Source organism: Roseibium sp. RKSG952 (genome assembly GCF_009711355.1).
This window is the reverse complement of the sequence record NZ_SMMF01000914.1, coordinates 44,504-55,811: the sequence shown is the minus strand read 5'-3', so window position 1 is coordinate 55,811 and position 11,308 is coordinate 44,504. Positions and strand designations below refer to the sequence as shown.

At 56.6% G+C, this 11,308-nt stretch carries 12 protein-coding genes and 1 pseudogene; 11 read left to right on the top strand and 2 right to left on the bottom strand.

All coding sequences use genetic code 11. The features are described 5' to 3' along the window. Nucleotides 1-117 precede the first annotated feature (117 nt). A complete protein-coding gene (locus E1297_RS19750; protein ID WP_155141435.1) occupies nucleotides 118-666 on the bottom strand; it encodes a hypothetical protein in 549 nt (182 codons plus the stop codon). 527 nt (nucleotides 667-1,193) lie between these two features. Here E1297_RS19750 and E1297_RS19745 point away from each other — a divergent pair. From E1297_RS19745 to E1297_RS19700, 10 genes are all read left to right on the top strand, one after another. Further along, nucleotides 1,194-1,898, top strand: coding sequence for a YoaK family protein (locus E1297_RS19745; protein WP_155141433.1), 705 nt, complete (start codon nucleotides 1,194-1,196; stop codon nucleotides 1,896-1,898). Nucleotides 1,899-2,061: 163 nt separating this feature from the next. Continuing rightward, entirely contained in the window at nucleotides 2,062-2,724 is a 663-nt protein-coding gene (locus E1297_RS19740; RefSeq protein ID WP_196223365.1) for an outer membrane protein, read from the top strand. Between the two features lie 371 nt (nucleotides 2,725-3,095). Then, nucleotides 3,096-3,776, top strand: coding sequence for an SMI1/KNR4 family protein (locus E1297_RS19735; protein ID WP_155141429.1), 681 nt, complete (start codon nucleotides 3,096-3,098; stop codon nucleotides 3,774-3,776). A gap of 100 nt (nucleotides 3,777-3,876) precedes the next feature. Continuing rightward, nucleotides 3,877-4,512: a heme ABC exporter ATP-binding protein CcmA gene (gene ccmA / locus E1297_RS19730; protein WP_155141427.1), complete on the top strand. Its 636-nt coding sequence runs from the start codon at nucleotides 3,877-3,879 to the stop codon at nucleotides 4,510-4,512. Continuing rightward, nucleotides 4,509-5,180, top strand: a complete 672-nt coding sequence (gene ccmB, locus E1297_RS19725; protein WP_155141426.1) for a heme exporter protein CcmB — start codon at nucleotides 4,509-4,511, stop codon at nucleotides 5,178-5,180. Before ccmA ends, ccmB begins: the two co-directional genes overlap by 4 nt. 83 nt (nucleotides 5,181-5,263) lie before the next feature. Beyond that, entirely contained in the window at nucleotides 5,264-6,031 is a 768-nt protein-coding gene (locus E1297_RS19720) for a heme ABC transporter permease (protein WP_155141425.1), read from the top strand. A 4-nt stretch (nucleotides 6,032-6,035) separates the two neighbouring features. Continuing rightward, nucleotides 6,036-6,236: a heme exporter protein CcmD gene (gene ccmD, locus E1297_RS19715; protein ID WP_155141424.1), complete on the top strand. Its 201-nt coding sequence runs from the start codon at nucleotides 6,036-6,038 to the stop codon at nucleotides 6,234-6,236. Beyond that, on the top strand, nucleotides 6,236-6,859 hold the full coding sequence (locus E1297_RS19710) for a DsbE family thiol:disulfide interchange protein (protein ID WP_155141422.1): 624 nt from the start codon (nucleotides 6,236-6,238) through the stop codon (nucleotides 6,857-6,859). Before ccmD ends, E1297_RS19710 begins: the two co-directional genes overlap by 1 nt. Nucleotides 6,860-7,106: 247 nt before the next feature. Further along, on the top strand, nucleotides 7,107-7,892 hold the full coding sequence (locus E1297_RS19705; RefSeq protein ID WP_155141421.1) for a thioredoxin family protein: 786 nt from the start codon (nucleotides 7,107-7,109) through the stop codon (nucleotides 7,890-7,892). Between the two features lie 74 nt (nucleotides 7,893-7,966). Next, the gene (locus E1297_RS19700) at nucleotides 7,967-8,854 is read left to right on the top strand and encodes a cation diffusion facilitator family transporter (protein WP_155141419.1); all 888 of its coding nucleotides are present in this window, start codon (nucleotides 7,967-7,969) and stop codon (nucleotides 8,852-8,854) included. A 199-nt stretch (nucleotides 8,855-9,053) separates the two neighbouring features. On the opposite strand, the pseudogene E1297_RS50370 reads toward E1297_RS19700, so the two are convergent. Further along, a pseudogene (locus E1297_RS50370) lies at nucleotides 9,054-10,039 on the bottom strand (YbfB/YjiJ family MFS transporter); the annotation flags it as partial. Between the two features lie 367 nt (nucleotides 10,040-10,406). On the opposite strand from E1297_RS50370, the gene E1297_RS19690 reads away from it, so the two are divergent. Further along, nucleotides 10,407-11,225 (top strand): ABC transporter permease subunit, encoded by an 819-nt coding sequence (locus E1297_RS19690; protein WP_209015875.1) that lies wholly within the window; start codon nucleotides 10,407-10,409, stop codon nucleotides 11,223-11,225. The last annotated feature ends 83 nt before the right edge of the window (nucleotides 11,226-11,308 follow it).

The window sequence follows — 11,308 nt, the reverse complement described above, 5'->3', positions numbered from 1 at the left end:
CTGTCAGGTCAATACTGTTTCAGTACACCTATTAAAATTGCTTCAGCGTAGTATTGCACCGAAAAATAAAACAGATATAAACTAGAATATATTTTCTGTTTAATCACTTAGTTTATTCTATAAACTACAATTCATCGCATTATATTTTCTAATTAAATCCAATATAACTTGAGCACGATCTCTTTTTATCAATACAATCTCCCCCCACTCTTCTTTTGAATAATACGCCTTTCCATTACACTGTATTATTACACTTCGCGATGTTTCATCCTTATCTGTGAAAAAATATTCATGCAATGGTCCTTGCTCAGAACTGATTGGAATTACAGGCGTAAAGGTTATTTGATCATATCCAATCCTATAATCATGATATCCTAGTAGCTTTACTTGAGCTACATCAATCAGATTTATATTATAAATACGGTATTTTATTTCCCTACCTGTTTTGCACTTGTGAACATCAAGAGTTATTTTTAAAATGCATTTATTTAATTTTACATCAACTCTATTTGAATAATATTCAAAAATACCATCTTCAAACTCTCTTATGATTTCTTTTTCTAATTTATTTGTTTTATCAGCTGCACTTAATTCACTTGAATATGGGAACATATTTAAAAATAAAACAAATACAAAACCAACAACTCTAAAAATCAAATTACTCATTTATTTAAAACCTTATACACTCACCTTAAAGTGAAAATTTTAAATATCTATTCTTATAACACTGAATAAGAAACACTACCCCTTAAATAACATCCAAATGTAATCATTCCAACTTAATCATTGAGACGCTTTCTTATTTTCCGATCCAGCCGCTCTTAAGCAGGTGTATTCTGTTCACTCAAATACTTTTAAGGCAGAAATATCAGATAGTTCAATATGAATCCCGACAGGAAACGCCCACCGGCGCTGCCCGCCGCCGTCTCAAACGAGCCTGCGGATACGCTATGGTGACGTCATGTGCGACATGCACCGCGATGCAGTCTGTTCAAACTCAATCGCTCTTTCTCGAGGATCGGCACCAGAGACCTATCATGCCGTTCGAGGCATCCTTGCGTTTTTGCCATAGGGGATTGATCCTCGCCTTGTCGCCGTTTGCAGCTGAATCTGCCCGCCATCAGCAAACAATTGACGCGGGTGCCGTCTTCTCACAGTCTGGCAGGGTCATTTTGAGAAGCTGACGGAAACTCATGAATGCACCGCTCCACAGCCGTTTGAACATCGAGTTTCTTCTGGCATTTGTCGCCGGCTTTGTAGAGGCCGTTTGCGTGACCGGGTTGTTCAGCACCTTCGTGACCTTCATCACCGGAACGATGGTGTTCATGGTCGTCGAATTCGCAGAGGGAACGCCCGGTTTTTATCTGAAAGTGTTCGTGCTTCTGACATTTCTCGGGTTCAGTCTGCTGTGGATCCACCTGATCCGCCGCCTCAACGAAAAGATCCCGAACACGGCCTTCGTGATGCTGCTGGTTGAGTGTCTTTTGTTGTTCTTGATGTTCGTAGCCGGGCTTGTCATGGGCAAACAGGCCATCGCCTTTGCGCCCGGAACGTTCGTGCTGTCATTCCTCGCAGTGGGCGCCATGTCCCTGCACAGCACGATCTTTTTCCGGCTGCTGAACAAGAAGGCGCCGACCCACTTCATGACCGGCAACACGACGAACATGATCCATGCCGCGTTGGAGATGGTCGATGCCTGGTCCGGCAAAGAGGGCAGTCCCGCCCCGGCCAATCCCGACGCTGCGGCCAAGGCCCGCTACTATCTGGTCGTCATCCTGAGTTTCCTCGCCGGTGTCATATTCGGCACCTACGGTTATCTGCTTGCCGGCTTCGCTTCTCTGGGTGTTCCCGTCGCCGTTCTGGCCTTTTCGGCCTTCGTGAACTATCGGTCCGGATAATTCAATAAATTCAGATCATTAACTCGGCAACGAGTGACCGGCGCCGTGTCACTCATTGGTAACAATGCCCATTTTTGAGCATAGAAACCTCCGAAACAAATTGCAAAAAATACGCATGCCAAATATCTGGCGCCCCGATTTCAAACTGAAAATCGGAAAAAAAATGAAAAAGATACTCCTGTCACTTTGCGCAAGCGTTGCCCTGACCGCACCGGCCCTGGCCGCAGACCTGCCGGTCGTCCAAGAAGCGCCAGCCGCAACCGTTTCAGCTGCGCCGCAGTTTGACTTTGGCGGCTTTTACGCCGGTGTCCACACCGGGTTCGGTGGCGGGACGCCCGAGGGCAGCTACGACTATAATGGCACGACTTACACCGGCGACTTCGATGAAGTGTGGGGACTGCTCGGCGGGCTGCATGCCGGTTACAATCACATGCTTGGTCAATATTTTATTGGCCTTGAAGTTCAGGCGGACGTGCTTGACTGGGAACACCAAAACGGAACAGGCCATGTTTATGCCCAGTGGAGCAGCGACGCCAAACTCCGCGCAGGCATGACATTTGACCGGTATGCGGTCTATGCCGCTGCCGGTTTCGGTGCCATGGGCGTCAAGCTTGACTCCCATTCCGATTGGGGCAGCAGCACCGAAACCCACGCGACCTGGAACCTTGGCGGCGGCGCGGCAGCCTTCCTGACCGACAAGATCAGCCTTGACCTGAACTATCAATACACGGGCCTTTTTTCGGCCGATCACGAGATCGCCGGTGAGGAAATGGAGATCGACGGCGGCCTGCACGCCGGCCGGGTGGGCATCTCCTACCACTTCTGATCGGGACGCCGTGCAATCGGCGAAGACCGAAACCCTGTCCGGCTCGCCCGGACAGGGCCTGAGCGGGCCCGGGTGGCCCGCTTTTTTTTCGGCAGCGGCAGGATGCCGCACTGCAGCATTTTCAGCAAATTGACGTAAACGGAAAGTACCGCCAGCGGGAAATGACGAGCAAAGACAGCCCCTTGCCATGTCCAATTCTGATCGCTCAGACTGTGAAGATTGATATTATTGACACGGTTGCATGAAACATGCCTTTCACCCCAGGCTGTTGATGCAAGGACCGGTTCGCGCGGCCAATACCCCGCATTCCGGCAATAAAGACGGTCACTGGGAGGTTGTTGTTGTCCTGATTTCAACACAACGAGGTGTCCATGCTTTCCCATATGAGTCTTGTTTACGAAACAACGCGTCGCTGGGGCCATTTGCCCAACCAGACCCTGAGTGACGGCACTATGCGGGTCGCCAGGCTCCCTGAGACTTTCGAGGATTACCTGTTTGAATTTCCGCCTCCGGCCACGGAACTGATGATTTCCTGTTCGGATAGGGACTTGAAAATGCTGACAGGCATGGCGATCCCGGCTGCACTTGTTGATTTCTATCGCGTTCACAACGGCTGCAGCCTGTTTTGCGGCGCGATCTCCATTCTCGGGCTTCCCGGCGATGTCTTTGCCCGTGCTTCGAAAGGCACGGCGCAGGTGCACAATCTGCTGACCAGGGCGATTGCCCCGGACGTGCCCGCCCCTCAAGGACGGGACCTGACAATTGCGGTCTACGACAATCATACACACGCCCTCATCAGGCCGGACGGCACGATCGGCCGGGTGCCTGATTTAAGGCCCGATATGGTGTTAAACACATGGCGGTGCCTTGACGACTGGGTCCTCTGCGAGACAGCACGGCTTGCCGATCAGTTTGCCGCCGACGGAACCCGGCAAAATGCCTTTGGACAATCACAAACGGCCTCCGGCAAGAACCCCAAGTCCGGACACCGGCCCGTGGCGGCCCGGTTGTCCGGCATGGTCCAGCGCCTCCGCCCCCGCTTTCCGGGCTGACGCCACGCCAAACGCATGTATCCGTAAACGCCCGGTACTTGCCAGCAGTCCCGCGCATCTCTAACAAGGCTCACAGTTAAAAGATGCGCGGAGCCCTTCCCTGAAACTCGTTGCCGACAATCTGACCATCGACCGCGGCGACCGGCGCGTTTTCGAGGACCTGTCCTTTACGCTGTCAAGCGGCGCGGCCCTGCAGGTGACCGGTGCGAACGGCATCGGCAAATCCTCGCTGCTCAGAACGCTGGCCGGGCTGGTCGCGCTGCATGCGGGCAGGCTGACGGTCGAAAACGGCGATCCGGACCTGTCAGCTGGCGAACATTGCCACTATTTCGGCCACCAGAACGCCAACAAACCGGCCCTGACCGCTCTGGAAAACCTCAACTTCTGGCGGGATTTCACCGCGTCCGTGTCAGGACCGTTTTTCCACACCGCGCCTTTGCCGCCAAGCGAGGCGCTGGACCTGCTCGGCATCGGCCACACGGCCAATCTGCCTGCGGCCTATCTGTCGGCCGGTCAGGGCCGGCGGCTTGCGCTCGCCCGGCTTCTGGTCACCGCCCGGCCGGTCTGGCTGATGGACGAGCCGACTTCTGCGCTCGACACCGCCTCCGAAGCCCTTCTCCTGAAACTGATGAACGACCATCTCGGCAGGGGCGGGCTGATCGTGACCGCAACCCATTCCGACCTCGCGCTTGCCAACAAGCAGCGGCTCCATCTGCAGCTGGATGAAGCCGCATGACCGGCTGGGCGTTTACCCTGTTCCGGCGCGAGCTGCGGCTGGCGGTCAGGGTCGGCGGCAGCGGCCTCGTCGGCGTGCTGTTTTTTCTGGCTGTTGTCACCGTGATCCCGTTCGGGGTCGGCCCGGATCTCAATCTTCTTGCACGGATCGGCCCGGCAATTCTGTGGATCGGCGCCCTGCTGGCTACGCTTCTCGGGCTCGACCGGCTGTTTCAGGCCGACCGGGACGACGGCGCGCTGGACCTGATGCTGATGGCCGGACGGCCGCTGGAGCTTGTCGTCCTTGTCAAATGCGCCGCCCATTGGGTTGCGACCGGCTTGCCTCTGGTGATTGCAAGCCCTGTGCTCGCGATCTTCCTGAACCTGCCGCCGCTTGCGATTGGCGCGGTTACGCTGACGCTTCTGGCGGGCACCCCGGCCTTGACGCTGATCGGGGCCATCGGCGCCTCCCTCACCGTCACCTTGCGGCGCGGCGGCCTGTTGCTGGCGGTTTTGGTCATCCCGCTCGCGATTCCGGTGCTGATTTTCGGGGTCAGCGCGGCGGATGCCGCCGTCAATGACCCGGTGCCGTTCCTGACGCCGTTTTCGATTTTATGTGCGCTCACGCTGATTTCGGCCGTGGTCGGCCCGTTCGCATCCGCTGCCGCGCTCCGGTTCGCCGCCGATTGACCGGCCAGAATTGATCAGCCGCAATGCACCCTGCGGCTCTGTTGTCCATTGAAGCCTGACCTTGAGTGATTTAGAACGGTTCCATGGCAATTTGGGATTACGCAAATCCGACACGCTTCGTGCGTTTCGCCGACCGGGTGCTGCCCTGGCTCGCGGCATTGTGCGCGCTCGTCTTCGTGATCGGTCTCTACAAGAGTTTCTTCGTCGCGCCCGAAGACTATCAGCAGGGCGACACCGTGCGGATCATGTTCATCCATGTGCCGGCGGCGTGGCTTGCCATGATGTCTTATTCGATCATGACCGTCTCCGCCATCGGCACCCTTGTGTGGAAGCATCCGCTGGCGGATGTGTCGGCCAAGGCGGCAGCCCCGATCGGGGCCGCTTTCACCTTCATCGCGCTGCTGACCGGTTCACTCTGGGGCAAGCCGATGTGGGGCACCTATTGGGTCTGGGACGCCCGGCTGACCTCGGTCCTCGTCCTGTTCATCATGTATTTGGGCCTGATGACCCTGTGGCGGACCATGGAAGACCCGATCAAGGCCGGCAAGGCCGCAGCCGTGCTAACACTGGTCGGTGCACTGAACCTGCCGATTATCAAGTTCTCCGTGGACTGGTGGAACACCCTGCACCAGCCCGCAAGCGTGGTTCGCATGGACGGACCAACCATTCATCCGGACATTCTTGTTCCGCTTCTGGTGATGGCGCTCGCCTTCACGCTCCTGTTTTTCACCTTGCATCTGATGGCCATGCGCAACGAAATCATGCGCCGCCGGGTGCGGGCGATGCGCCTGAAGGCCGCCGCCAGCGCCCGTCCTGCCGGGGCAACGGTGCGCGTACAGCCGGCGGAGTGAGATCATGAACCCCTTCGACCTCGGGCCCCATGCCGGTTTCATCATTGCGTCCTATCTGATCACGTTCGGCGTCATGGCCGTAATGATCCTCTGGGTTTTTCTGGACCGCGCGAAACAGAAGGCCGCCCTCAAAGAGCTGGAAGGGCAAGGCATCACCCGCGCAAGCCAGCGCCCGTCGACACGAACGCCGCCCTCCAAACCCTGATGACCGATACAAACACCCCTCCCTCCACCCGCACGCCGCCCCGCCCCAAGCGCCGGATCCCGGTTCTGGTGCTGCTGCCTGTTGTGATCTTTGCAGCCCTGGCAGGCCTGTTCCTGTTCCAGCTCACCATGGGCGGCGACCCGAGCAAGATCCCCTCCGCCCTGATCGGCAAGCCGGTGCCCGAACAATCCCTGCCGCCGGTGGAAGGATTGACCGAAAACGGCAAACAGGTCCCCGGCTTTTCCAAGGCGGATCTTCTGGGCAAGGTGTCGGTCGTGAACGTGTTTGCGTCCTGGTGCGCGCCCTGCCGTCAGGAGCATCCGCTGCTGGAAGACCTCGCCAAAGAGGGCGGCGTCCAGATGATCGGCATCAACTACAAGGACAAGCCGGAAAACGCCCGCCGCTTCCTCGGCAGCCTCGGCAATCCCTATGACAGGGTCGGAGCCGACCCCAATGGCCGCGCGGCCATCGACTGGGGTGTCTATGGCGTGCCGGAGACCTTCATCATCGGCCCGAAAGGCACGATCCGCTACAAGTTTATCGGCCCGTTGAGCCCGCAAACCTACAAGAACGTCTTCCTGCCGGAACTTGAGAAAATCAAGGCCTCGGCTGCAGGGTCTTGATGAACCGATGCCGCTGGAGCGGTTGACGCAAGACTGTTACAGAAAACGCCGTGGATGGCGGCTACTTTATTCTGCCACAAAGATTTCGACCGGTCCCGGTTCTGCGCGGACTCTGACCGGGATGGCCAAGGAGCATCGCGCCGGGGATTTCCCGCCACCCGTACCCGGAATGTGATTGCAAATCATGTCCGCGTGAATCACTGGCTCGTGACTCGCGAATTCTGACAGGATTGGGTAGCTTGCGCACATGATCTTGCGCACAAAATCGAGCTTGTTTTCCCGCTCCAGACCAAAATTCATCCGGTCCCGCCGGCGCTTTCTGGCGGCCATACTGGGCCTTTCCCTGTTGCCGTCTCTCCAGACCGCGGACGCACAGGACGGCCCGCAGGTCGTTGCCGAACTCTTTACCAGCCAAGGCTGCTCCTCCTGTCCGCCTGCGGACCGTCTTCTCAAGGATCTTTCCAGAAATGACGGCATTCTCGCCCTGTCCCTGAATGTCGACTACTGGGATTATCTCGGCTGGCGCGATACACTTGCTCATCCGGCCCATACCCAGCGCCAACGGGCCTATGCGGCCCAGCGGGGCGACCGCTCGGTCTACACGCCGCAGCTGGTGGTCAACGGCACCGAACACGTGATCGGCAGCAAGGAACGTGACGTTGCCGCTGCCATGTCCCGCGCCGAGCCCTTCACCGCAAAGGTCGACGTCACCATGACCGACGTGGGGCTGAAGGCCACCGTCACCGGCGACCTGCCGCCCGGCACCAGAATGGCAACGGTGTTTTTTGTCCGGATCCGGAACGCGGTCGAGGTTGCAATCGACACCGGCGAGAATGCCGGCAACAGCTACACCTACGCCAATGTCGCCCAACCCGTCCGGCCGATCGGCATGTGGTCGGGTGGCCGGGAAACCTTCCGCATGCCCAAGTCCGAACTGATGAAGAACGGCAGCACTCGCTGTGCGGTGCTGATCCAGCTTGAGAACGCGGACGGACCGGGGCGGATCATCGGCGCCGGGGTGATGGACTGGTAAATTCTGTCCGTTGGTTGTAGGGCTGTCGCGTGGAAGTGCCGGTGACGCCGGTGCAGGCGTGACGGAGCATTTTTATGAGCCTTCGGCTGAGGGTGGGACTTGCAAGTATTGCCATCGGCCTGTTGGTCCTTGCTCTCAAGGCGGGGGCCTACTGGCTGACCGGCTCTGTCGCCCTGCTGTCCGACGCGCTTGAGACGATCGTCAACGTCGCCTCGTCGGTGGCCACCGTCATCGCAGTCTGGTTTGCCGCTAAGCCTGCCGATTCCAATCACCCCTACGGCCATGACAAGGCGGAGTATTTCGCAGCCGTTCTCGTCGGCGTGATGATCGTGCTGGCTGCGATATCAATCTTTTTTGCTGCCTGGCGCGGTTTTTCCGGACATGACGACATCACGTTTTCCGCGCTCGGGATCGGCATCAATCTTCTTGGCGCCCTGATCAACGGGGCATGGGCATGGTTTCTGGTCCGCTTCGGACGGTCCAGCCGGTCTCCCGCACTCACCGCAGACGGCAAACACCTGTTTACCGATGTCGCAAGCTCCGCCGGGGTCGTGACCGGCGTCCTGCTGGTATTTGCGACCGGCTGGCACTGGCTCGATTCGACCCTCGCCGTTCTGGTCGGTCTGACCGTGCTCTGGTCCGGCTGGAACGTGATGAAGGAATCGGTTAGCGGCCTGATGGACGAAGCCGCATCAGACGAGGTTCTCACCAAGATCCGGACCCTGATCAGCGACCACGGCGAAGGCGCGCTTGAAGCCCATGACCTGCGCACCCGGCTTGCCGGACGCATCACATTCATAGACTTTCACCTGGTTGTTCCCGGCAGCATGCCGGTCGACACGGCACATGACATCTGCGACCGGATCGAGGAGGCAATTTCCGCCGATCTTCCCGGCGCACGCGTGACCATCCATGTGGAACCGGAGCACAAGGCCAAGCATTCCGGCATCGTGGTATTGTAATTTGGCAATTTCAGATTTCAGGTTGCTGTGTGAATACAATTTCGATCCTGAAGTCTATTTGGGTTTTGGCAGATTTGTACTCAGGATATAAATCCGCGTTTTTGATCTATTCATGCGAAGGTTGCCGATTAAATCCTGGCAGCAGGACCAAAAGCCCCGATACAACCAATGCTCCGGCTGCGACAGCAGATGGTAAAAGAAACGAACCGCTTGCAGAGGCAATGCTGCCGGCGAAGGTCGGCCCAATCATCTGTCCGAGACCGAAACTTGCGGTCATGATACCAGTCAAGCGGGCCAAATGGTCATGATTGATTTCCCTAACCCGGAAAAGTCCGAGTGCAGAGATACCCATGAAAGTTGCACCCAACAAGCCAGAGCCCAAAACGACGCACCACCAACCAAGTCCAGAGACAGTCAACGCGACACCGACCGCTGCCAAAAAGCAAGTCAGAACATATGTATTGACCGTTCCAAACCGCTCACTGATTTGGCTCCAAAGATAAATGGATGGTGCCGCACAAAGCCCCACAATGAACCATACCATTTTGTCAACCGTCGGCGCGTCAGGCCCTGCCGCAGCGATTACCGCATGAAAGTGGCCGTGATTACATAACCAAATCCGTACAAGCCGAATGCGACTATCAACCGGATCAACTCAGGTGACCATTCGAGTTTACGGACAGTTTCCTGAGCCATAATGCGTCTTCCGGGGAACGGCCTTCCATCGGGAATAAAGAGCAGCGAAATCGCCAGGAGGCAAACACTGGCAAGCGCGCTCGCTTCCCAGAGTTCCGGCCACGGCAAGGTGTAGTGTTTAAAAACGGCAATCAGAACGGCTGACCCCGCAATTCCGAATCCGACACCACCAAAATGCAGCGCCGACAACAGTGGACGGCCTTCTTCTGCCGCCAAAGAGATCACCAGCGCCGACGCATAAATCTGGACAAAGGCGCTGAATAGCCCTGCGATAAACCGGATTATGGCGAACCCCTCAACTCCGCCCACTACCCCCATCGCCGCTGTTGTTACAATACTGGCGAGCACTCCGCCAACAAGCCAGTATCGCGCTTGCCCGGAAGGCGCAGGATAGAATGACGCCACCAAAGCGCCAATCAAATACCCGAGGTAATTTGCCGATGCGATAAGACCGGCGTCCGTATGAGAAATCGGTACGCCGCTAACCATGCTTGGCAAAATGGGCGTATACACGAACCGTCCGACTCCGATTGCTGTTGCCATCGTAAAAAAGCCAAACAAGGCGACTTGCACCGGTTGCGAAAGACTGCGTCGGGTCATTGGAGCTTGCAATTATTTGGAGTGTCGAAGTATTTTCCTTCAGACTGAATTGTGTATTGCACTTGCTGTTTAAAATTGAATTTTACTCAACACTCACATGCAGCGAGCTCCAAAATTGAATTCGGGATGGATTTAGCTAATTTTTGATTTTTCAAGAAAGCAATCACGTAGCTTGAGGCCTGATCCAAACGTCTTCAGAAAATTCAACTCAAAAATTCAAAGTCATGATGCAAACCATTTTTCATAGGTAATTTGCGTGTCCCTTTCAAAATGCGTCGACCACACGGTCTTGATCCTCGGTGCGCTGTTGATGTCCGCGCCGCTTGTTGCTGTCTTTTTCGCCACCACGCAACCGCCGGGCGCCCATCCGGCAAACGGCCTTGCCCTGCTTCCCGGCTCTGCCGGCCTTGAAAACTATCGGGATTTTTTGACCACGCGCGCCGGTTTTACCGGCGAAATCACCGCTTCCCGGATGCTGGTCAACTCCCTGATCCTCGGGGTTGGTTTCGCGGCCGTGAAAGTATCCCTCTCCCTGATTGCCGCCTATGCGCTTGCCTATTTCAGGGTGCGTGGTGCGGGCATCATTTTCTGGGTGCTGATGCTGTCTTTGATGTTGCCGCTGGAATCGCGGTTCCTGCCAACTTACGCAGCCGCCTCGGCGCTTGGTCTGGTCAACACCCATGCCGGACTTATCCTGCCCCTTGCCGCCTCCGGGATCGGCGTCCTGTTCTTCCGGGGTTTCCTGAAATCGGTGCCGGACACCTTGACCGAAGCGGCCCGGCTTGATGGCGCGGGGCCCATCCGCTTCCTCACCGACATGCTTGTTCCCCTCTCTGTGCCAATGGCTTCCGCACTGTTTCTGGTGACATTCGTCAATGGCTGGAACCAGTATCTCTGGCCGGTCGTCGTTACCTCCGATGAAAGCCTCTACACCCTGATCCGCGGCTTGCAGTTTTACGGTGACCGCAGCCTTCAGGGCACAATGCTGGCGCTATTGGGGGTCATACCGCCTGCGCTTCTGGTGATCCTGTTCCAAAGACAGGTGGTCAAAGGCCTTTTTGACGGCAGTCACTAACCGGCCAATTTAACGCTTCTCCAATCCCGGCCCTGCGCTTTGAAAGGCCGGGATTATCTTGGGTCCCGTGAAACAGACGATTT